This is a genomic window from Sphingobacterium sp. HJSM2_6 (genome assembly GCF_049316305.1).
Taxonomy (GTDB): domain Bacteria; phylum Bacteroidota; class Bacteroidia; order Sphingobacteriales; family Sphingobacteriaceae; genus Sphingobacterium.
In genome coordinates this window covers 136170-158337 of record NZ_JBMOXB010000003.1, presented here as the reverse complement: position 1 = coordinate 158337, position 22168 = coordinate 136170, and the positions used below count along the sequence as shown (strand labels likewise).

The 22168-nt window shown below is 35.3% G+C and carries 20 protein-coding genes; 18 read left to right on the top strand and 2 right to left on the bottom strand.

Translation table 11 applies throughout. From position 1 onward, the window contains the following. Window positions 1-39 precede the first annotated feature (39 nt). The 16 genes from ACFRAE_RS04460 to ACFRAE_RS04385 all read left to right on the top strand — a co-directional run bounded on the left by ACFRAE_RS04460 (window position 40) and on the right by ACFRAE_RS04385 (window position 18868). Window positions 40-681 carry a GntR family transcriptional regulator gene (locus tag ACFRAE_RS04460; RefSeq protein WP_422795920.1) on the top strand — a complete coding sequence of 214 codons (642 nt, stop codon included), beginning with the start codon at window positions 40-42 and terminating at the stop codon, window positions 679-681. Between the two features lie 321 nt (window positions 682-1002). Continuing rightward, the gene (locus tag ACFRAE_RS04455; protein ID WP_422795919.1) at window positions 1003-2331 is read left to right on the top strand and encodes an aspartate aminotransferase family protein; all 1329 of its coding nucleotides are present in this window, start codon (window positions 1003-1005) and stop codon (window positions 2329-2331) included. 89 nt (window positions 2332-2420) lie between these two features. Further along, window positions 2421-5657 (top strand): SusC/RagA family TonB-linked outer membrane protein, encoded by a 3237-nt coding sequence (locus ACFRAE_RS04450; RefSeq protein ID WP_422795918.1) that lies wholly within the window; start codon window positions 2421-2423, stop codon window positions 5655-5657. 11 nt (window positions 5658-5668) lie between these two features. Next, the gene (locus ACFRAE_RS04445; RefSeq protein ID WP_422795917.1) at window positions 5669-7558 is read left to right on the top strand and encodes a RagB/SusD family nutrient uptake outer membrane protein; all 1890 of its coding nucleotides are present in this window, start codon (window positions 5669-5671) and stop codon (window positions 7556-7558) included. 18 nt (window positions 7559-7576) lie between these two features. Beyond that, a complete protein-coding gene (locus ACFRAE_RS04440) occupies window positions 7577-8788 on the top strand; it encodes a DUF5000 domain-containing lipoprotein (protein WP_422795916.1) in 1212 nt (403 codons plus the stop codon). 19 nt (window positions 8789-8807) lie between these two features. Beyond that, on the top strand, window positions 8808-10022 hold the full coding sequence (locus tag ACFRAE_RS04435) for a DUF4998 domain-containing protein (RefSeq protein WP_422795915.1): 1215 nt from the start codon (window positions 8808-8810) through the stop codon (window positions 10020-10022). A 21-nt stretch (window positions 10023-10043) separates the two neighbouring features. Then, complete coding sequence (locus ACFRAE_RS04430) at window positions 10044-11345, top strand: Gfo/Idh/MocA family protein (protein ID WP_422795914.1); 1302 nt, start codon at window positions 10044-10046, stop codon at window positions 11343-11345. A gap of 27 nt (window positions 11346-11372) precedes the next feature. Next, a complete protein-coding gene (locus ACFRAE_RS04425; RefSeq protein WP_422795913.1) occupies window positions 11373-12752 on the top strand; it encodes a hypothetical protein in 1380 nt (459 codons plus the stop codon). 22 nt (window positions 12753-12774) lie between these two features. Further along, complete coding sequence (locus ACFRAE_RS04420) at window positions 12775-13770, top strand: ornithine cyclodeaminase family protein (protein WP_422795912.1); 996 nt, start codon at window positions 12775-12777, stop codon at window positions 13768-13770. A 6-nt stretch (window positions 13771-13776) separates the two neighbouring features. After that, on the top strand, window positions 13777-14547 hold the full coding sequence (locus tag ACFRAE_RS04415; protein WP_422795911.1) for an SDR family NAD(P)-dependent oxidoreductase: 771 nt from the start codon (window positions 13777-13779) through the stop codon (window positions 14545-14547). A gap of 44 nt (window positions 14548-14591) precedes the next feature. Further along, window positions 14592-16163: an SLC5 family protein gene (locus ACFRAE_RS04410; RefSeq protein ID WP_422795910.1), complete on the top strand. Its 1572-nt coding sequence runs from the start codon at window positions 14592-14594 to the stop codon at window positions 16161-16163. 9 nt (window positions 16164-16172) lie between these two features. Continuing rightward, entirely contained in the window at window positions 16173-17066 is an 894-nt protein-coding gene (locus ACFRAE_RS04405) for an SMP-30/gluconolactonase/LRE family protein (RefSeq protein ID WP_422795909.1), read from the top strand. A 267-nt stretch (window positions 17067-17333) separates the two neighbouring features. Beyond that, a complete protein-coding gene (locus ACFRAE_RS04400) occupies window positions 17334-17972 on the top strand; it encodes a DUF6266 family protein (RefSeq protein ID WP_422795908.1) in 639 nt (212 codons plus the stop codon). Window positions 17973-18015: 43 nt separating this feature from the next. Further along, entirely contained in the window at window positions 18016-18474 is a 459-nt protein-coding gene (locus ACFRAE_RS04395) for a DUF5675 family protein (RefSeq protein ID WP_422795907.1), read from the top strand. A gap of 33 nt (window positions 18475-18507) precedes the next feature. Beyond that, complete coding sequence (locus ACFRAE_RS04390) at window positions 18508-18708, top strand: hypothetical protein (protein ID WP_422795906.1); 201 nt, start codon at window positions 18508-18510, stop codon at window positions 18706-18708. Then, the gene (locus tag ACFRAE_RS04385; protein ID WP_422795905.1) at window positions 18692-18868 is read left to right on the top strand and encodes a hypothetical protein; all 177 of its coding nucleotides are present in this window, start codon (window positions 18692-18694) and stop codon (window positions 18866-18868) included. The genes ACFRAE_RS04390 and ACFRAE_RS04385 overlap by 17 nt, the downstream gene beginning before the upstream one ends. 53 nt (window positions 18869-18921) lie before the next feature. Here ACFRAE_RS04385 and ACFRAE_RS04380 read toward each other — a convergent pair whose 3' ends face one another. Beyond that, on the bottom strand, window positions 18922-19158 hold the full coding sequence (locus tag ACFRAE_RS04380) for a hypothetical protein (RefSeq protein WP_422795904.1): 237 nt from the start codon (window positions 19156-19158) through the stop codon (window positions 18922-18924). A gap of 3 nt (window positions 19159-19161) precedes the next feature. After that, window positions 19162-20010: a universal stress protein gene (locus ACFRAE_RS04375; RefSeq protein WP_422795903.1), complete on the bottom strand. Its 849-nt coding sequence runs from the start codon at window positions 20008-20010 to the stop codon at window positions 19162-19164. A gap of 272 nt (window positions 20011-20282) precedes the next feature. Between ACFRAE_RS04375 and ACFRAE_RS04370 the strand changes: the two genes are divergently transcribed. Then, a complete protein-coding gene (locus ACFRAE_RS04370; protein WP_422795902.1) occupies window positions 20283-20819 on the top strand; it encodes an RNA polymerase sigma factor in 537 nt (178 codons plus the stop codon). Window positions 20820-20830: 11 nt separating this feature from the next. After that, window positions 20831-22165: a hypothetical protein gene (locus ACFRAE_RS04365; RefSeq protein ID WP_422795901.1), complete on the top strand. Its 1335-nt coding sequence runs from the start codon at window positions 20831-20833 to the stop codon at window positions 22163-22165. Window positions 22166-22168 lie beyond the last annotated feature (3 nt).

The following is a 22168-nucleotide window of genomic DNA, read 5'->3' as shown; positions in this document are numbered from 1 at the left end:
ATTGTTTAATTAGAGTTGATTATCATTAATTTGTTAACTATGAAGGAAGATTCGTTATCGGATAAAGTGTATACAGAAATACGGAGTAAAATATTGTCTAATCAATTACCGGCAGGTGGGAGGTTGAAAGAAGATTTATGGGCAAAAAAAATGAATGTAAGCCGAGTTGCTGTTCGAGAAGCACTGAATAGGTTGTTAGGAGAAACTTTGTTGGAAAAAGGTGAACGAGGTGGGTATTTTGTGAAAACCATGGGTGTCGAGGATTTGCATGAGTTGCGTGAGCTCAGGGAAGTGTTGGAATTAGGGGCATTACGTTTAGTTTGTGAAAAAATAACTCAAGCGGATTTAGAAAAATTAGAGAAAATTTGTGATGCATTTACGGCCATGGTTCGAGAAGGATATTTCGGAGGAGCTTGTGAAGCGGATGTGAAATTTCATGAAACGCTGTTCGATATAGCTGGTAATCAGAAATTAAAGAATATTTATGTACTGAGTAATATTCCATTATTTCATTTTAAACTAGGAAGATCCAGTTCGCAAATGGATGATTATGAAACCACGGATAAAGAGCATCGAGAGGTGTTGGAGGCAATTCGTGCAAAAAACACATCCTTAGCAGAAACAAAATTGTCTGCTCATTTATTAAGAGGTGAATTGGAGTCTATCATAGAGGAGTATTAGTTTTTAATTTTTTTCGATTCTATCAGATACTAAAATTTTTATAAGAGCCCAAGATTTAAACATCTTGGGCTCTTATTTTTTTATTTTATTTTATAAAATTTAGCTAATTAATTGTGATTTAATGTATTAAAAATACCCAATTTTTGTATACAGCAGTCTTTAAAGTGGTTTTTTGCTCTTGATTAGTATGTTTTAATTCTAATATCAGTATAGATATAAATTTTAAAAATATTTTTATTGTATATAAAAATTGGTTATAATTGTATACAAAATTACTTTAATTTTGAATACAACCTAAATTTAAATAATAATCAATTTCATATGTACTATTTGAATAAATCCAATGAAATACTAAAAAATAATGAAATCTATATTCCGGGTGGGGTAGTTTCTTTGAATAGAAAATCAGATCCTAATATATGCTTTGTGAAAGGAAAGGGAAGCCGTGTTTGGGATATCGATGGGAATGAGTATATCGATTATCAAGCAGGATTTGCAGCTGCATTCTTAGGTCATAATGATGAGCAAGTTAATGAAGCTGTAAAACATTCTTTGAACGAAGATATGTTATTAATGGGAGCTGGACCAACAGAATTAGAAGGAGAATTTGCGGAGTTATTTTGTAAAGCGGTTCCATTTGCTGAAAAAATTCAAATCACTACATCGGGATCAGAAGCAACCTATCATGCAATTAGATTGGCGCGAGCTGCTACGGAGCGAGATCATGTTATTATTATTCAAGGGGGCTATAATGGCTGGTTTAATGAAGTTGCAGCGAATGTAATAAGTGATCTGAAAGATGTAGGTGAACGCGTTAGCCCAGGAGAATATCCCTACGACGGATTATCCGCTGGTGTTCCAGATTCAACCAAGAAATTAGTGCATATAGTAAATTTTAATGATTTAGAATCTATCGACTTTTTATTGACAAAGTACCCGATTGCATGTATTATACTTGAACCTATTTTGCAGAATATTGGTATTGTACTACCCTTGGATGGTTACTTACAAGGTTTGCGAGATCGTGCCGATCGGGATGGGTTTCTACTCATCTTTGATGAGGTAAAATCTGGATTTCGCCATGCAATAGGAGGTTATCAGAGTATCTGCGGGATTCAACCCGACATCAGTACCTTCGGAAAAGCCGTTGCCAATGGGTATCCATTAGGTGTCATCGCTGGTAAAAAAGAATTGATGGATTTATTTGTTCATCCGGAAAAATCAAAACGAGTGCTAATTGCAGGCACTTTCAATGCCCATCCTTTAAATACCATTGCAGCTATTGCTACCCTAAAGAAGCTAGCTGATCCAAGTTATGATGTATATAATCATGTAGACAAACTTGGGAAAATGATGGAGGAAGGATTAAACAATATCTTATCTCCATATGGTATTCCGTTTTATGTGTCAAGAATGAAATCCGCATTCTGCACTTATTTTATGGATCATCAACCTAAAGATTTTCATGATTTGGCTAAAAATAATAACATGAATTTTGATAAGGAATATAGGAAACGATTGATTCAAAAAGGCATATTTAATTTCCCTTTACCGGTGAAACAGGGGAGTATTTCATATGCACATACGGAAGATGATATAGCCGAAACTTTAGCAAAAACCAAAATTGTCCTTCAAGAAATGATCGGATAACCTTTAAAAACCAAACTAGGACTTAAGACCAATTATACTTTCTAGTAAGGTACTACCCTCATAAAATAACCAAAATATAAAATGAAATTATGAATGAGAAAATTAATTATCTGCAAAAGATAAAGCCTAAATCATTAGCAATACCTGTTGCTATAGTTATTTGGCTACTGTCTAGCCTTTGGGGAGAAAGGGCTTTGGCAGTTGAAGAAAAATGGCCAACACATATTGGTTCAGTTAAAGAATTGGATCAGCAACGTGTCATTACGGGCTTGGTCAGCGACTCTTTAGGTACTGCATTAGCAGGAGTAACTGTATCCGTAAAAGATAAATCATCAATCGGGACAACGACTGATTTGAATGGCCGTTATTCCTTGGAGGTCCCAAGTAATGCAATTATATCCTTTAGTTTAATTGGGTTTATAACGCAAGAACTCAGTTTACCTGAGGGAAGTGTGCTCAATGTTAAGCTCATAGAATCAGTAAACACATTGGATGATTTTGTTGTGGTAGGATTTGGTAAACAAAAAAGGACGGATATGATTGGGTCAGTGGTTTCTGTAAAACCATCTGAGTTGAAAGTTCCATCTAGTAACTTGACTACGGCTCTGGCAGGCCGAGTTGCAGGGATGATTGCGTACCAACGAAGTGGAGAACCAGGTTTAGACAATGCTGATTTTTTTATTCGAGGTGTAACAACCTTCGGATATAAAGTTGATCCGCTTATTTTAATAGATAATGTGGAAGTGACTACTACCGATTTGGCTAGGTTACAAGTGGATGATATTGAGAGTTTTTCTATCATGAAGGATGCCACAGCAACAGCGATTTATGGAGCGCGAGGAGCGAATGGGGTTATTTTAGTGACGACTAAACAAGGTAAAGAAGGACCTGCGAAATTAAATTTTAGAATGGAAAATTCTTTTTCGTCTCCAACGCGTAATGTTGAATTAGCAGATCCTATTACTTATATGAAATTGCATAATGAAGCGGTTTTGACAAGGGATCCTTTAGGGATAACGCCTTATTCCTTTGAAAAAATTGACAATACAGTTATTGGATCGGGAGATATGAAATATCCGACGACAGATTGGCAATCGGAGTTATTAAAAGATGTAACTATGAATCAACGAGCAAACCTCAGTGTCACGGGAGGTGGTAAGGTAGCTCAATATTTTGTTTCTGGAGCATTTAGCAGAGATAATGGGGTGTTGAAAGTTAATGGAAAAAGTAACTTTAACAATAATGTTGATCTGAAAACGTATACCCTGCGTGCAAATGTAAATATTAATTTAACTACCTCCACGCAATTGTGGGTAAGGTTGAATGGATCTTTTGATGATTACATAGGTCCAATTAATGGTGGCCAACAAGTGTATCGAGATATTATGAGGACAAACCCAGTAATGTTTTCACCATTTTATCCTACTGGAGATCGGTACCCTTATATCAATCATATTCTTTTTGGAAATTCAGAAGATCGTGGAAGTCAACTTTACCTCAATCCTTATGCAGATATGGTAAAAGGATATAAGGAATATTCTAGGTCAATGATGCTAGCCCAATTAGAACTTCGTCAGGATTTATCAAAAATCACCGAAGGATTGTCCTTTAGGACGATGGCCAATACTACTAGAAATTCCTACTTTGATGTTACCAGACAATATATTCCATTTTACTATTCATACCAAGGGATTGGTCCAAATGGACCTTCAGACTATATCTATAATTTAATCAATGAAGATACTGGAACAGAATATTTAAATTATAGTGAAGGTGCAAAAACATTAAGTTCCTTATTTTATATGGAATCAGCATTGAATTATAACAGGACCTTTAATTCAAAACATAATTTAAGTGGTTTAATGGTATTTATTATTCGTAATAAATTACAGGGTAATGCTGGAAATTTGCTTTTATCGTTGCCTTTTAGAAATGTTGGTCTATCTGGAAGAACCACTTATTCTTATGATAGTCGATATTTTGCTGAATTTAATTTTGGTTATAATGGCTCTGAACGGTTTCATAAAAGTCATCGATTCGGATTTTTCCCATCTTTTGGTTTAGCTTGGAGTGTTTCCAATGAAAAATTTTGGGCTCCAATCAAAGAAACAGTTTCTAACTTAAGAATACGCGGAACTTATGGTTTAGTAGGAAACGATGCAATTGGAGGAGATGCAGATCGATTTTTCTATTTATCGAATGTGAATATGAATTCTGGAGATCGTGGAGCATCCTTTGGAACAGATCGAAATTACTCACATAATGGAATAGTTTTAACACGCTATGCCAATCCAGATATTAGTTGGGAAACATCCAAGAAATATAATTTAGCAATTGAAATGGGTTTGTTTAATAAAACCAATATTCAAGTAGATTTATTTAAGGAACGACGAACAAATATCTTAATGGCTCGATCAAGTATTCCATCATCTATGGGTTTGGCTGCTGGGATTTCTGCTAATATTGGTGAGGCTTCAGGAAAAGGTGTTGATGCTTCTATAGACCACACCCAAACTTTTTCGAATGGTTCTTGGCTTCAAGCACGTGTTAATTTTACATATGCTACGAGTAAATATGAGGTGTATGAAGAACCACAATATAAGGAACCTTGGTTGTACCGAGCAGGATATCCATTAAGTGTTAATAGAGGATTTATTGCGGAGCGGTTATTTATAGATGATGAAGATGTTTACAATTCTCCTGTACAAAATTTTGGAGAAGTTCGAGGTGGAGATATCAAATATCTTGACGTAAACAATGATGGTCAAATTACCAATATGGATCGTGTTCCAATAGGTTATCCTACGATTCCTGAGGTTATTTATGGGTTTGGATTTTCATACGGAATTAAGAGTTTTGATGCATCCATCTTTTTTCAAGGATCAGCAAGATCATCATTTTGGATGGATCCTACTGCAACAGCACCATTTGAAAGTTATTCCTATTATTCCGGAGAGAATTCTGGAAAATTGATGCAAAATCAATTATTACAAGCTTATGCTGATAGTCATTGGTCAGAATCTAATCAAGATATCTATGCTTTATGGCCAAGGTTAAGTGAAAATTATGTGAATAATAATTTGCAAACGAGTACCTGGTTTATGCGTGATGGAACATTTCTTCGTTTGAAACAAGCTGAAATTGGCTATTCATTACCAAATAAACTAATTGAACGAGTTAAACTTGGTAAAGTAAGGTTTTATGCAAGTGGTACGAATCTATTATCCTGGAGTAAATTTAAATTATGGGATATAGAAATGGCAGGAAATGGCTTGGGTTATCCTGTACAACGAGTATTTAATTTTGGTGTTCAATTAGCTTATTAATTATGAAAAGTATGAAAAAAATTAGAATTGCACTAATGAGTGTATTTCTTTTATCATCGATAAGTTGTAATAAATTTATGGATGTAATACCAGATAACGTACCTACCATAGATCAAGCTTTTGCTATGCGTAATGTAGCTGAGCGTTATTTATTTACCATATATTCCTTATTGCCTAGACATGGGGATGGAACAGGTAATGCAACAAATTTAGGTGATGAATTGTGGGGGGTTTATCCTTATAATACCAATGAGGCCTGGCGAATTTCAAGAGGAGAACAAAATGTAGTAAGTCCATTTCAAGATTATTGGACAGGTTCACGAGGTGGAAGGAATTTATTTGTGTGTCTTCGGGAATGCAATATTTTTTTAGAAAATGTAGGAAAAGTACCGGATATAGAACCGCACGAATTAATTCGTTGGACTGCAGAGGTAAAATTCTTGAAAGCGTATTTTTTATATTGGTTAGTTCTTCGGTATGGGCCAGTACCTATCATGCGAGAAAACATACCTATCGATGCAGGATTAGAAGAAGTTCGTGTTCGGAGAGAACCAGTGGATGATGCTTTCGCTTATATGGAGGAGCTCATGAATGAAGCGATTGAAGGACTTCCAGAAATTATTTATAATGAAGCGACGGAGATGGGGCGTATTACTCGTGCTGCAGCGATGGCCATGAAGGCTAAAATATTAGTTACAGCTGCTAGTCCTTTTTATAATGGGAACACGGATTACGCACAATTTATAGATAAAGATGGCAAACCGTATTTTAATCAAAACTACAGTGTAGAGAAATGGCAAAAGGCGGCAAATGCAGCAAAAGAGGCTATTGATTTTGCACAGCAAAATGGATTAGCTTTATTAGATCCTAGTCAGGTTAATGCAGTAGGTCAAGCAAGTTTATCGGATACGACTAAAATCCAACTCGCACTTCGATTGAGTGTAACCAAGCGTTGGAATTCGGAGTTGCTATGGGGAGATCCGAATAATACCTTATCGCAAGTGATTTACACGCCTAGGTCTTGGGATCCAGCAAATGGTCATTATAACCTTTCAGGAAGATATGGTCCTCCAAAGAAAATGATTGAAATGTATTACAGTGATCATGGTGTGCCAATTAATGAAGATAAGGAATGGGATTATGAAGGAAGAAATGATCTTCAAGTAGCTACAGCATCTGATAAATATAATATTAAAGAAGGGTATACTACCGCAAAATTGCATTTCAACCGAGAAAATAGATTTTATTCGAGTATTGGTTTTGATGGCGGAATTTGGTTTGGTCAAGGCAGGACAAATGATAATGATGCCTTTTATTTGATGGGTAAAGCCAATCAAGCAGCGGGCGTTATAGATCGAGAATTTCATAGTCCGACAGGATACTGGCCTAAAAAGATGGTTCATTATGAGAATGTTGTTACAGCAACAGGCTATACACAAACCTGGTATCCTTGGCCTGTTTTACGCTTGGCAGACTTATATTTGTTGTACTCAGAAGCATTAAATGAAGCTTCAGGACCTTCCGAAGAGGTTTATACCTACATCAATAAAGTGAGAGCCCGTGCAGCACTTCCAACAGTTCAAGAGTCTTGGACTAATTACTCCAAAAATCCTACAAAATATACTAGTAAAGATGGATTACGTGACATTATACACCGCGAACGTACGATAGAACTAATGTTCGAATCGCATAGATTTTGGGATTTAAGAAGATGGAAAACTGCGGTTGATGAGCTGAATTCAGATATTATCGGTTGGAGTTTGGATCAGTCAGAGGCTATATCTTATTATAAAGATCGAGTAATCTTTTCTCAAGAGTTTACACAGAAAGATTATTTATGGCCCCTAAGTGAGAGTACTTTACAAATTAATGGAAACTTGGAGCAAGCTCCAGGTTGGTAACAAAAATATGGTAATCCAATGAATAGCTATATTAAAACTAAAAAATATCTATTTTCAATCTTGTGGATTGGATATGTGATAACCACTACCGTTTTCCTACAAGCATGTAAGGAAGATATGCACCAACCGTTAGTTGGTGGAATAAAACCTGAACCTTTAAAAAATGTACAAATTGAAAATAAGAATGGTGTTGCCGTGCTGACGTACGATTTACCGGATGAGGGTGCATTTTATGTTTTGGCAGAATATGAGCCCAAACCAGGGGTAAGGAGAGAAGCAAGATCCTCTGTCTATAAACAAGAATTAATGTTAGACGGATTTTATAAGGATCAAGAGTATGAGGTGAACTTATATGTGGTCGGGAAGGACGAGCAACGATCAGCGCCTTTGAAAATTTCCGTAAACCCTTTGCCTCCGCCTTACATGACTACGTTTAGTACGATTCAAGTTTTTGAAGATTGGGGAGGTTTGACTATCAATGCTTTGAATGATGGAGGAAATGATTTTATGTTTTCTGTATTTGAAGTTGGAGCGGATGGAAAGCCATTAGCGGAAAACGCTCACTATACCAAACAAAAGGACATTCAATTTTCAATAAGAGGCTATGAAGCTAAAAACACCAAATTTGGTATTTATGTTCGTGATAAATTTGAAAATCGTAGTGACACTTTATTCTTAGATTTAAAGCCATTATTTGAAAAAGAAATAGATCGCAGTAAATTTTTAGAAGTTAGGCTTCCTACAGATACTTATATTGGCCATAACCTCATCAATACCCCGATGCATAGAATGTGGAATGATGATATAACCAATCGCGATAATTTATTCTTGACTTTACCTAATGCATCACCAATACCGCAATGGTTCACCTTTGATATGTCGAAAAAAGTAAAATTATCAAGGATGAGAATTTGGCATAGAAACACATTTTTCTTTGAAGGAGGTAATTTAAAACGCTTTGAATTGTATGGAAGTAATGATCCTGCAGCTGACGGATCTTGGGAAAGTTGGAATCTAATAGGATCTTTTGAATCGAAGAAACCTTCTGGTTTACCAAGAGGACAGCTCTCAAATGAAGATAACGAATACATCAGAGCTGGGGAAGAATTTGTTTTTGGATTGGACAATCAGCCTTATCGATATTTAAGATTGAAAACGTTGGAAGTTTGGGGAGGTGTGCAATATATCTCCATTCAAATGATGAAGGTTTGGGGCGAGGAAGTAGAATAATTAAGTCATGGATAATCTTATGAAAAAGTATATAAATTATAATAGCCTATTTAAGATAAGTATCTTATTTATGCTTTTCCAGATATCGTGTACCAAACAAGATCATTTTTACAAAGAATTTGTAGACAGCAAGATTCGTCATTATGCTGGAAAAGCGGATAGTGTAAAAGTTTACTCTGGCGAAAATCGTGTTAAATTATTTTGGGAGATAAATGATCCATTAGTGAATGGAGCAACCATATATTGGAATCAAAAAAAGGATTCTCTAGTGGTAAGCCATCCCAGCAAATTGACTTCTTGGGAGGTTTTTATTCCAAATTTATCGGAATCTAGCCATGCCTTTATCATTGTTACAAAGGATCAGAACAATCATACTTCGATACCCGTACAAGCTTTTGGCAATGCTTATGGCAATCGATTTAAACAGCAAGTTCATAATCGTAGTATCAGAGGTATAATCTACACAAAAGGGGATTTACAATTAAACTGGTTGGGAGAATCATCTCCTGTGATGATTAATACTGAAATATGGTTTACGAATAATGAAGGAAATATTGATACTACTCGATTAAATAGAGCAGAAAACAATGCTATTTTAACAGGGTATAAACCGAATACTGAAATTCGATTTAGATCTTCGTTTTTGCCTAAAATTGATGCAGTTGATACGCTTTATTCGGAAACGGAGTCATTAATTCCAGAAGTAGATGAGTTACTTGATTGGGATAAATTTTCGGAGGTACAATTGCCTACTGATACTTACCAAGGTCATGTGAGTCTTGCTGCCCATATGAGGAAAATGTGGAATGATGATATTACGACAAATTCCAATCTATTTTTGACAATTCCAAACTTATCGCCTATACCTCAATGGTTTACTTTTGATTTAGGGGTGACAGCAAGTTTGTCAAAAATGAAGATTTGGCATCGCGCAGGATTTCTTTATGATCTAGGTAATCTGAAGCAGTTTGAAGTATATGGTAGCAATGATCCAAACCCAGATGGAACATGGGAAAGCTGGAACAAAATAGGAACGTTTAACTCTAAAAAGCCTTCAGGTTTACCATTAACCCAAACTTCTCAAGCCGATAGAGATTACATTAATGCAGGGGAAGATTTTATTTTTGAAGAAGGCACGCCTTCCTACCGATATATCCGGATAAAAACATTAGCTATTTGGGGAAATGTTCAATATATCTGCATTCAAAAAATGCAATTATGGTCTAATTTATAAGAAATTAATAAATCTATTTATATGAAAAAGCAAGATAATGATTTAGCACAAAGCCAATTAAAATCGAACGATTCAGGGTTAAATAATGAGGGGTCCGCGGTGGACAGAAGATCATTTTTAAGAACTATGGGAATTGCGATCCCAGCCATAAGTATTTTTTCTGCGAGTTGTTCTACAAGTAAAAATATGAGTGCTGCAGGTCAAGGCCAAGCAAAACCAGCAATAGTACCTGGATTTGAAAAAGAGGCAGCTTCAGCAATGACCCATAAAGACTGGGTTGCGGTATCTGATCGCAGAATTAAGGTAGGTATCATTGGGGAGGGGGCCTCTAATTTTGGTTCCAGTTTTGGATTTCAAAATCATCCAAATGTAGAAATAGTGGCGGTTAGTGATTTAATTCCAGAACGTAGAGATAATTTAGCCAAGCGAGTTGGTTGTAGTAAGACATATGATTCATTAGAAAAATTATTAGAAGATGATTCGATTGAAGCGGTATGGATTGCGACCGACGCACCTAGCCATGCGAAACATGCGATGATGGCTTTGAAAAAAGGAAAACATGTAGGAGTAGCTGTACCTGCAATTTTTGGATCTGTAGAAGAAGCATACGATTTGTTTGATACTGTGAAGAAAAGTGGTAAAGTATATATGATGTTTGAAACATCGATGTACCATGAACCATTGTGGGCAATGCGTCAAATTTATAGAGCTGGAGGATTTGGAGAAATTATCTATTCTGAAAATTCTTATTATCATTATACAGGTGAAAAAATCACTCCTTCTTATGGGGAGTGGAGAAAAGGATTACCTCCAATATGGTACCCAACCCATGCAACTGCATATTATGTAGGAGTTACCAATGGACATTTTACCGATGTTTCTTGCTTAGGTGTAAAAAGTATCATTGAACATAGTAAGCCGCAAAATAATCGGTATAAAAATCCATTTAGAACTCATTTAGCTCAATTTACTACCGACAAAGGAGGTGTAAATACGACTTGTATTAGTTTTGATTCTTATGGACCTGGAAGAGAGGGCGGAACGGTGAGAGGACAACAGGGGGCATACTATGATAAGTATACAGGTACAATGAAAGAATTTCCAAATATTGTACGTCCATCTCTACCTCCAGGTATGGAAGCAGGAAGTCATGGAGGATCCCATGGTCGTCTAACCAATGAGTTCATTACGTCTATTTTGGAAAATAGAAAACCTTTAGTTGATGTGGCAATGGCTTTAAACATGAGTGTACCAGGGACTATAGCCCATCAATCTGCTTTGAAGAATGGAGAACGAATGAAAGTTCCGTTTTTTAAATTATAATTCTGATTTACCGATTATATGCTATCCATGAATGAGTTAAATACGAATCGTTCCATGACTACAATACGTGGAGTAATTGGAATTTCAAAAGCCGATATTACTCCTGACTTAGGTATATACTCTAGGAATTGGGGTGCATCAACTAAAGATAATTCCAAAGGCATACACATGCCTTTGGAGTTAACTTGCATGACTATTCAATCTAGAAAGGATGCAAGTCCTATCATTTTTTTAGGGATGGATCTTGGATGGTGGAAAAGCAAAGAGGACGAAATGAATTTTAGGGGAGGAATTGCAGCTGCATTAGGCATACCTGTTAATCAAATCTTTGGTTGTTTGTCTCATACGCATTCTGGACCATCTATTTGGTCGGAAAACAAAAATAAACCTGGGGGAGAATACATATTGCCCTATTTGGCACAATTGAAACAAGTGGCAATTACAGCCATAAAGCAGTCATTAGTGACAGCTGAGGATGCCATAATCGATTGGATGTACGGGGATTGTTCTCTTGCTCGAAATAGAGATTTATATTACCAAAAAGAAGCAAGGTATGTCGTGGGATACAATCCTGAAATGGATGCGGATAAAACCATATTGGTCGGAAGACTCAGTAATTTGAAAGGCCAACTGAAAAGTTTGATTATTAATTATGCCTGTCATCCTACTACATTAGCTTGGGAGAATGAATTATTATCGCCGGATTTCATCGGTCCAATGCGGAAATTAATAGAAGAAGAATTAAAGGTGCCCTGTTTGTTTTTACAAGGTGCATCTGGTGATCTTTCCCCTATAGAACAATATACTGGAGATCTTCAAATTGTAGAGCGCCATGGAAAGCAATTAGGTTATGCAGCATTAGCTGTGCTCATGAATATGCCCCAAAGTTCGCATAAACTTTATTTTGAAGGGGTAAAAGAATCTGGAGCACCATTAGGAATCTGGAAAGCCAGAGAATCCATTAATCTTAACCATGTCCATAGTAAGGTATTTCAAGTTTTATTACCGATAAAGGTATATCCATCAGTTCAAGAACTGGAACTTAAGATACAAGCTTCATCTGATAGAAATGAGATTGAAAAATTAAATCGATTAAAAGGTAGTTCAGCTATGTATTATCAGCAAAGCCATATTGAAATTTCTGTATGGATTTGTGTCATAGGAGAATTCATTTTTATTGGACAATCTTTCGAAGCATATTCCAAATATCAAGAAGAATTACGAAAAAGTTTTCCTAATTATAAAATTGCTGTAGTAAATTTTGTTAATGGTCCTGGAGGATATATTGCTAATGAAGAATATTACGATGAACAGATTTATTCTGTAATCAACAGTCCATTTCTAAAAGGTTCTCTCGAACATTTAATTGAAACCACAAAGAAAGAGCTTCAAAACTTTCTTATATAACTCAAAAAAAACCTAAACATCCATGTCACAAATATCATTAAAAGTACTATCTAAAGAGGACGTAGCCGAATTGCTAGACCTTGAATCTATATTGAGCATCACCGAGGAAGTTTTTAAACGCTTTGGGAATGGTGAAATCTATTCACCCGCAAAAGAATCATTACCGTTACAAGAGAAATCATTGCCTGGTATGCATTGGATAAACAGCATGCCTGCATTTTTGAAATACGAAGATATAGTAGGTATAAAGTGGGTAAACGTAACATCTGAGAATATTCAACGGAATTTGCCAGTAACGATGGGTGTAATTTTACTTAATGATGCCATAACAGGTTTACCTATAGCCATCGTAGATGGAACTTGGATAACCCATATACGAACAGGAGCATCTAGTGCAATTGGAGCCAAGCTATTTGCTCGTAAAAATTCAAAAATTATAACCTTGGTTGGCTGTGGAGCAGAAGGCTTAACCAATTTAATAGCCACCTGTACGTATTTTGATTTCGAAGAAATTAGATTAGTGGATATAAATCCTGAAGCGATAAATCAGCTGAAAATGAAATTACCTGAAAACCTTCAATCCCTTGTTTTGGCGTACGATTCAGTTGAAAAGGCAGTAAGAGAGTCTGATATAATTCTGTTGACTACTACAGCACAGATTCCTTTAATGAAAGTAGCATGGGCTAAGCCAGGAGATTATATAAGTACGATTTCTTGTTTTGCCGATATAGATCCTGAATTTGTCCAAGCAGCAGATAAGCTATATATGGATGATAAAGAATGCGCTACTAAACGAGTAAGAATGATGTCTGGAGTACAATGTGAAGATGAAGATGTATTTGGTGATATCTGTGAGGTCATGGCAGGTAAAATTCCAGCTCGAGAAAATGATGAGGAAATTATAGTCTATACCCCGGCAGGAATGGGTGCCGTGGATGTGGGAGTTGCACTTGAAGCTTTAAAAAGATCTTCAAAATTAACAGAACAAAAGGAAATAGTATTGGCCAAACAAGTATAAAATAGGATGGAGAAGATATTTAAAGATCAAGTGGTAATCATAAGTGGGGGAATGGGGGATATTGGTTATGCCACAGCTATGCGTTTTGCTGTACAAGGAGCTAATATAGCGATAGGAGATGTGCTTGAGGAGCAGTCAGCAATTGTACAAGAAAAAACCAAAGCGTTAAGCAGTTTAGGTGTTCATGTTCATTACCAACAAGTAGATGTAAGAAGTAGTGAACAGGTAAGGGAGTGGCTGAATCAAGTGGAACAGCAACTTTCTATTCCACAAATTATTATTTGTAATGCAGCTATCGCTAGTTTGAAATCTTTATATCAATTAAGTCCAGAAGATTGGGAGAATGAGATGCAAGTGAATCTTAATGGTTCATTTTTTCTTTCTCAAATGGCAACGGAAAGCATGTTAAATAAAAATTTGGGGGGGTATGTCGTATTTGTGAATAGCTGGGCTTCAACAAATGTGCATTTACATATGCCTGCCTATTCGGTAAGTAAAGCAGCATTGACTATGTTATGTAAATGTATGGCTTTAGAATTGGCTCCAAAGAATATTATAGTAAATAGTATAGCTCCAGGATATGTTGATGCTGGCCTGACAGGGAAATTTTGGCAAGAAAAGCCAGAGCTAAAAGATAAAGCGAGGGAGCGTGTCCCAACAAGAACAGTCATATCTGCAGAGGAGGTGGCAGACCAAATCGTATACTTAAGTCATCCAACGAATAAACATATTACTGGTACAACGTTACTGATGGATGGAGGTTTATCCATCAAATAGTTGAGGTTCCTTGAATTTCACAAATTATAACCTATAATTTTATTATGAATTTAGATCTTACGGTTTTAGATATTAGCATATTTAGTTTTTATTTATTGCTAGTTTTTGCATTAGGAATGTACGCTTCTCGTGAAGGGAAGAAAACAAAAAGGGATTATTTTTTGGCAGGAGATAAATTATCCTGGTGGATGATTGGGGGAAGTATCATCGCTGCAAATATAAGTAGCCATCATTTGGTAGGTGCGATGGGTGTAGCCTATAATAGGGGTTTTATTGCAGTCGTTTCAGAATGGGGGGCAATTTTATTAGGTTTGAATGCATTACTATGGATATTTCTGCCATTTTATTTAAGGAATGGTTTTTTCACCATGCCTGAATTCTTAAAGAAAAGATTCGATGGTTCGGCAAGAACCGTTTATTCTATTTTAGTCGTACTAACCTATGTATTTGTAGAAATAGGTTCGGTGTTATTTTTAGGTGCATTATCTCTTCATTCCTTATTAGGTATCCCCATTTTCACCAGCGTGGTAGTCTTAGCTGTTGCAACGGGATTATATACTATTTTTGGTGGATTGCGCGCGGTGGTATGGACAGAGATGTTGCAATTAGTTGTTCTATTAGCAGGTATGCTCATATTGTCGTATGTCACGATTTCTGCTTCAGGAGGTCTTCCAGCTGTCTTAGAAACGTCCAAAAATTGGGATATATTATTGCCAGCAAACGATCCTGATTTTCCATGGACGATGTATTTAGGAGGTTCCTTGTGTGTTAGTATTTTTTATTTTGCAACTAACCAATTCGTAGTGCAACGGGTATTAGCGGCAAAAAATGAATGGCATGCTCGAATGGGGGTTATTTTTGCTGGATATCTTAAATTTCTAGTTCCATTTTTAATTGTGATGCCGGCATTAGTGGCGACAAAGTTGTTTCCAGATCTAGAAAAACCCGATTTACTGTTTGCTACATTAGTAGAAAACTTATTGCCACCAGGATTAGTGGGTTTAGTGATGGCTGGACTAATTGCAGCAATCATGTCTCATTTATCAGGAGCCATAAATTCTTGTACAACCATTTTAACCATGGATGTTTATTTACCTTATATTAAACAAGATGCTACCGATAAAGAATCGGTTAGATTCGGAAAAATTGTAGGTGTTGTTGTTGTTATAGTAGGTATGGTATGTACTGCATTATTAATTAATCATTCTAATAAGCCTATATTTCTATTCTTAATGAAAGCATACGGGTATTTTACCCCAGGAATTGCGACCATGTTTTTAATGGGGATTTTATGGAAGAGAACTACCAATAAAGGGGCTTTAGTGGCAGGGATATTAACAATTCCATTGTCTTTAACATTAGAGTATTTATTTCCTTCTATACCTTATATGAATCGAGCAGGAATTGTATTTTGGACCTGTATGGCGACCTGTACCATAGTCAGTTTATTGACAAAACCGAAATCTGATGAAGAGCTTGTGGGCTTAATTTGGACGAAGGAAAGTATGAAGTTACTTCCAGAAGAAAGGTATATGCAGAAAGGATTAAGAAATCCTGTAATATATTGGGCCATTATTAACATCGTGGTTATTGGATTTTACATTGCCTTTGCATAATTGATACTTATGGAAAAAGAATTTATAAGTAAACCACTAGGGACCCATCGAAACCTTTTAGGAGAAGGACCGCTATGGGATGAGGATAAATCCATATTATATTGGGTAGATATTCAGCTAGCAGAGATTCATCAGTGGGATTTCCAAACAGAAGTCCATACCACCTATTCATTTCCAGTTCGTATAGGAGCAATCGCTAAGAGATCCGATACGGGATTTATTGCAGCAACAGAAAAAGGATTTGCTACCATAGAAATTCCATCCTGTGAAATTCATTTTATTGGAAATCCAGAAGAACAATTAGTTCATAATCGATTTAATGATGGTAAATGTGATCGGAAAGGTAGGTTTTGGGCAGGTACTTTAAATGAAAATGGGGTAAAAGAAGCAGCAGCATTGTATAAACTTGATCATTCAGGTAAATTTTCAAAAATGTTAGCGGATGTCTCATGTTCCAACGGGATAGCCTGGACTGCTGATTATCAGAAAATGTATTATATCGATACTTCTACAAGATCCATTGTCGAATTTGATTTTGATGAACAACTTGGCTTAATCAGTAATAAAAAACTGGTTCTATTAGTTCCTGCTACAGATGGTATTCCAGACGGAATGACAATCGATCAGCAAGGTATGCTTTGGGTTGCTTTATGGGGAGGTGGAAAAGTTATTAAAATCGATCCTAAAAAAAGGATGGTAGTTGGAGAAATTAAAGTACCATCAAAATTAGTGACCTCTTGCGCATTTGGAGGCAAGGATTTCAAAGATTTATTCATTACTACGGCAAGTATAGGGTATACTGAAAAGGAATTTTCAGAAGAACCGTTGGCTGGATGTACATTTGTTGTTAGTCAACTGGAGGTAGGCGGGGAACCTTCAAATCATTACATAAGTTCTATATAATCTACTAGACGCTCCATTTTTTATTTTAATTTTCAATAAATAGTATTAAAAAAAGCCTAAGCAAGTCTTAGGTTTTTTTATGCGATTTATAGGCAGTAAAATTAAATAGTTCTTAAATTTTTATAGGTCAATTGCTATTACACACTGTCAATATCTTCCAAATTCAATCAAATTTATAAGCTTGTTTTTTTGTTCAATAGTTTAGTTCTCGATATCAACAATAGCCTAGCATGCAGGCTGAAGGTTTAATTTAAAAAAATAAAAAAAATGGCAATTATTTCAAAAGGTATTTTAGGAGGTTTTAGTGGAAAAGTTGGTAATGTAGTAGGCGGTAATTGGCGAGGAATTCAATATATCAGATCTCTTCCAAAAAAAGTGAGCAGAATTCCAAGTTTAAGTCAATTGGAACAACGAGCTAAGTTTGGTTTAGCTGTAGGATTTCTAAAAAAAGTAAAACCAGTTTTGGAATTAGGTTTTCCTAAGACAGCAAAGGCTTCGGAAACTCCTATGAATGAAGCTTGTAGTTATTTTATTCAACATTCCATAACTGGACGATTTCCAACATTTGGCGTTGATTTTAAGGAAGTACAATTGAGTAAAGGTTCATTGGCTACCTTAAAACAAGCGAAGTTAATTTATGCAGACGGTGTTATAAAATTGTCCTGGGAATTTACAAATGGCGGACTCTTCGGGCAAGGTAACGATCAGGTGATTTTAATTATTTACGTTGTTGAAAACGAGGAGGTTCAATTCTTGAATACAAGTAAAAGGCAAGATCAATTGGTGGAATATCAAGTTCCAAAAGATTTGAGTGGATTGGAGGTTGTTACTTGGGCATTTACTTATAATAAACAGAATAAACAAGCTTCGAAAACGCAATTTCTTGGATCTACCAAATTATTTTAAACGATGAAGGGGCTAATAGCCCCTTCAATAATTTTTAAAGATAATGCTTCAGTTAATTCGCGTGTATGAAGGGAAAAACAGTACCTTATCTCATTTATATATAGATCAATTGTTTTTCTGTTACATTCTTGAAGATTCCATTCGAACGCTTAAACTAGCAGGGAGAACATGTATTCCAAATGGGATTTATGAAATGACGTTGAATGTAGATGCTGGAATGAATTTAAATTATAGGAATAAAATAGGGAAAAATCATTATGGAATGGTTGAGATTTGTGGAGTTCCTAATTTCTCTATGGTTTTCTTTCATATTGGAAATACACATTTGGATACCAAAGGATGTTTGCTTACCGGTGAATATTTTCGAATCGAAAATGAGGATTACCAAGTTCTTCAATCCGCTCAAGCATACAAGCGTCTATACAGAAAATTATCAAGCCTGATACAGCAAAGAAAAACTTGTTTGGAGGTAATCAATAGTTGTATGCATTCAGGTTTATAGGGTCTGTTTTACATTAATAAAAATGATTATTTTATGAAAAAAAAGAATATTTTGAAATTAATAGAGCTTTTGGAGATGCTATTGAATGCTCCTATTCCAATATCTCAAAAATTATCTAAACTAAAAACCTATGTGTCGATGAGTTTGACCATGATTAAAAATATGTTAGAGTTGGATGAAAAACGAGAAATCAATTCCAAAACAAAAAACAATCAACATGATTTGGCCAGCTAATGGGAAAATAGCCGCCATCGGTGGTACACTTTGTACAATAGGGGCTACCTACACTTGGGCAGATATAGTCAGTACTATAGCGATGGCAAGTGCTGGCACAATAGTAAGTTTTTTGATAAGTGATGGATTGAGTAGAATCTATAAAAGAAGAAAATTGTAATTCATGAAAAATGCGACAATAAGTCGCATTTTTTTTATTCATTTAATTTAAAATTATTTCAGAAGCATCGCTTCTTTATGGGATAATATTTGTTTATAAGTCGGATTTCCTTGACTAAAAAGTTGTTTATGGTATGGCGCTGGAATCAAAACTTTTACTTCGAAGCGTTCTAAAGGAATAAAAAATAATACGCCGTGATGGATGAATTTTTCGTCATTTAACTCGGTAAATTTATCCGCTTTTTCATTTAAACGGTTCAATGCTTCTAGTTTTTTGATTACCTGCAACATTCCTTATTTTTCTTCGTGAAATACTAAAATAGGCACTTTTGAATGAAATGCTAGGTTATTACTTACACTATTTGTAAATAATCGATCAAACCAATTTCGATTCCTTTTAACAACTGCAAAAATATCAATATTGTTTTCAAGTAAATAGGTCGTGATGGTGTTTTCGACACTCTCTACCTCATCTAAGAGGACATAATTGATTTCTTCATTGGGAAATTCATGCTTCCAAGCTTCAGTATGCAATAAAACCTGATTTACTGTTTCATTTTTTAGAACATGGACACAATCTATTTTGGAGCCTGTTGCATTAGCCATCATAATCATTTCTTTGAGAGCAGATTTATCTTTATCTCTAAATAAGGTAGTAAAAGCTGCTTTATTAAGACCTTGAAATTTGGCATGAGGTGGAATCGCTAAGACTGGATTTTGCACATTCTTAATGACATCTACGGTGTTGGTTCCGATAACTTTTGATAGAAATCCTGATTCACCATGTGTCCCCATCACAATGAGATTAAATTTTTCGGTTTTTACCAAGCGTTGAACAACAAATGGGAGGGGACCTTCTTCAAACAGAAAAATCAATTCTACATCGTTTAAGTTTTCATGTTCGGCAATTTCATGAAGTCTTTGACTTTTTTTTCTAAAGACTTCAAATTGATCTAATTCAATAGATTGATAGACCTCTCCTAATAACTCAGGTTGTCCTGCATGTGTAGCAGATAATACGGGTTCTAGAAAACTATAAAGGACATAGATTTTTGCGTCGATAGATTTTGCAATATTTAATGCATAAACAAAAGCATTATTAGCAATTTCAGAAAAGTCAGTGGGAAAAAGGATAGTTCTCATAGCTATTCATTTAGAGTTTGTTAAATTTACCAAAATAACTTTGAAACATTTAATGATGTTAGTCATTATTTTAGTTGAATTGTAGCATTTCTAAAGGCATACTCGTTTAAGATAATAATGCATAAAATGAATAAATGTATGGTTGTAAACGAATTCACCTATCATAAGGATTAAAGCAAAAAGATTAGGTAAAGACATAGGTGGGAATATTTAATAAATATCTTAAGAACCAAGTTCCATTGAGTTTGCAAACTGCTTTGGAGCAATGTTCTATGTCGAATTCTGAGAAAAGTAAAGCTTTTATCTATAAAAAATATTACGGGTATATAATGGCCATTGTAATTCGATATATGCGAAATGAAATGGAGGCAGAAGAACTAACGAATGAGTGTTTTGTCAAGATTTTTAATAAATTATCGAGTTTTTCTGTACATGAAAATGCAGAAATATTGGAAAAAATGTTTCGTTCTTGGATTGGAAGGATTGCTGTAAATACCTCCATAGACGCTTTACGCGTCCGTAAGCAATTGTATAGGATAGACGATCTATCCAGCACAGAACTGATTCATTGTTCAGTAGCAAACGATAGTAGCTTAGAATATCAAGATATTATAGCTATGATAAGGGAATTGCCTGAAATTCAACGTACCATATTTAATATGTATGAAATCGAAGGATATTCTCATGATGAAATTTCTAAAACATTAGAAATTCCTGAGAGTACTTCTAGGACGTATTTAACAAGGGCAAAACAAAAGTTGCGCAAATTATATGAGCGTCAAATTAATTTAGAAAGAATACAATCATGATTCAATAGAACATGGATAAAGAAAATAAAAAAGAGTTAATCACTTATATTGTTGATCACCTTAAGGAAGTTGAAGAGCTACCTTATAAGGATGGTGCATGGGAGAAATTTCATCAGCAGCATCATGTGGATCAAAAAAAGAGCAGTAGGCCCTTTTATTGGATTGCTAGTGCTGCTGCTGTACTAATTATTGCGTTTTTTGGAATTCAACAATTTCAAAAGGATAATGATGTTCCTGTTTATGCAACATTAGGCTCCAAGGAAAAAAATAACCAATCAATGGAGGAGAACAAGTCATTACCCCTTCTTGAAGGTAGGATAGGGGAAGGTTCTCATGAGCAAGATACACGAATTGGTTTTCAAGATGAAAGTTCGCAAGCAGCTGCATTGACGGAAAACCGTACTATTTCAGTGCTGTCTGAAAGTTATGCTTTAAATTCTTCTGTAGGAGCAAATACAGCTATGGAAAGGCCTATGGTAAGGGCTTATCATCCTTTGCAAACAATAAAACAAATAGCCCTAATCGAATCTAAAAATCTTAATATAAATTATCCAAAAGAGGTAAAGTCTACATATAGTTTAGCCTTATCTCAAGAAAATACCTTAGCGCAGGTAGGTAAGAAGGATTTAGAATTAAGCAATAAGAAATTTCAATTTAATGAGCATTTTGATTTGGGGATGTTTGTTGCCCCAAATAACACAAACGATAAGTTTAATTTTGGTGGAGGGTTGTTGCTAGGATATAAATTAAATAAACACTTAAGTGTTCGAACTGGTTTGTCTTTCAATAAATATGAAGTTGGAAAATTAAAAGATCCAATATCTAATGAAGCGAGCCATGTGGAGCTAAGTAATGACGCAATTCAGGAAGTGGTTACAAATGGTCTTATCCAACGGGCTTCTACAAACGCATTGATTTTACCAAATATGAATGCAGTGACAGGTAACATTCAGTCTTTAGAAGTACCCCTAGAATTTAAATTAACATCTAGATCGGGCTTTTATGCGACATCAGGACTTACCTATGCCATGGTATTAGATCAAGACCGAATGATTCATTATTTTGACAATAGCAATGCTGAAGTATTTCCTGGTGGCTTACCAAGTAATGGATTGAACCAAGAATTAGAGATTAAACCGGTTAGTAAATCAATCAAAACGTCTGAAAAAAACATTAAAACTTCAGGGTTTGGAGGATTCGTTAATTTCTCTTTAGGTAAAGAAGTGAAAGTAAACAAAACCATGTCATTATCCGTAGAACCCTATATGAAATTGCCTGTTGGTAATTTTAGAGCAGCAGATATGAATTATACTCATGGCGGTATTCGAATAATTACAAACTTTTAATTG

Bases quoted from the DNA above. Each gene is read 5' to 3' on its own strand.
- ACFRAE_RS04365 (WP_422795901.1), top strand. From the start codon at position 20,831: ATGGATAAAGAAAATAAAAAAGAGTTAATCACTTATATTGTTGATCAC.
- ACFRAE_RS04400 (WP_422795908.1), top strand. From the start codon at position 17,334: ATGGCAATTATTTCAAAAGGTATTTTAGGAGGTTTTAGTGGAAAAGTT.
- ACFRAE_RS04460 (WP_422795920.1), top strand. From the start codon at position 40: ATGAAGGAAGATTCGTTATCGGATAAAGTGTATACAGAAATACGGAGT.
- ACFRAE_RS04425 (WP_422795913.1), top strand. From the start codon at position 11,373: ATGAATGAGTTAAATACGAATCGTTCCATGACTACAATACGTGGAGTA.
- ACFRAE_RS04420 (WP_422795912.1), top strand. From the start codon at position 12,775: ATGTCACAAATATCATTAAAAGTACTATCTAAAGAGGACGTAGCCGAA.
- ACFRAE_RS04415 (WP_422795911.1), top strand. From the start codon at position 13,777: ATGGAGAAGATATTTAAAGATCAAGTGGTAATCATAAGTGGGGGAATG.
- ACFRAE_RS04455 (WP_422795919.1), top strand. From the start codon at position 1,003: ATGTACTATTTGAATAAATCCAATGAAATACTAAAAAATAATGAAATC.
- ACFRAE_RS04410 (WP_422795910.1), top strand. From the start codon at position 14,592: ATGAATTTAGATCTTACGGTTTTAGATATTAGCATATTTAGTTTTTAT.
- ACFRAE_RS04440 (WP_422795916.1), top strand. From the start codon at position 7,577: ATGAATAGCTATATTAAAACTAAAAAATATCTATTTTCAATCTTGTGG.
- ACFRAE_RS04370 (WP_422795902.1), top strand. From the start codon at position 20,283: ATGTCGAATTCTGAGAAAAGTAAAGCTTTTATCTATAAAAAATATTAC.
- ACFRAE_RS04375 (WP_422795903.1), bottom strand. From the start codon at position 20,010: ATGAGAACTATCCTTTTTCCCACTGACTTTTCTGAAATTGCTAATAAT.
- ACFRAE_RS04390 (WP_422795906.1), top strand. From the start codon at position 18,508: ATGAAAAAAAAGAATATTTTGAAATTAATAGAGCTTTTGGAGATGCTA.
- ACFRAE_RS04445 (WP_422795917.1), top strand. From the start codon at position 5,669: ATGAAAAAAATTAGAATTGCACTAATGAGTGTATTTCTTTTATCATCG.
- ACFRAE_RS04395 (WP_422795907.1), top strand. From the start codon at position 18,016: ATGCTTCAGTTAATTCGCGTGTATGAAGGGAAAAACAGTACCTTATCT.
- ACFRAE_RS04380 (WP_422795904.1), bottom strand. From the start codon at position 19,158: ATGTTGCAGGTAATCAAAAAACTAGAAGCATTGAACCGTTTAAATGAA.
- ACFRAE_RS04430 (WP_422795914.1), top strand. From the start codon at position 10,044: ATGAAAAAGCAAGATAATGATTTAGCACAAAGCCAATTAAAATCGAAC.
- ACFRAE_RS04405 (WP_422795909.1), top strand. From the start codon at position 16,173: ATGGAAAAAGAATTTATAAGTAAACCACTAGGGACCCATCGAAACCTT.
- ACFRAE_RS04450 (WP_422795918.1), top strand. From the start codon at position 2,421: ATGAATGAGAAAATTAATTATCTGCAAAAGATAAAGCCTAAATCATTA.
- ACFRAE_RS04385 (WP_422795905.1), top strand. From the start codon at position 18,692: ATGATTTGGCCAGCTAATGGGAAAATAGCCGCCATCGGTGGTACACTT.
- ACFRAE_RS04435 (WP_422795915.1), top strand. From the start codon at position 8,808: ATGAAAAAGTATATAAATTATAATAGCCTATTTAAGATAAGTATCTTA.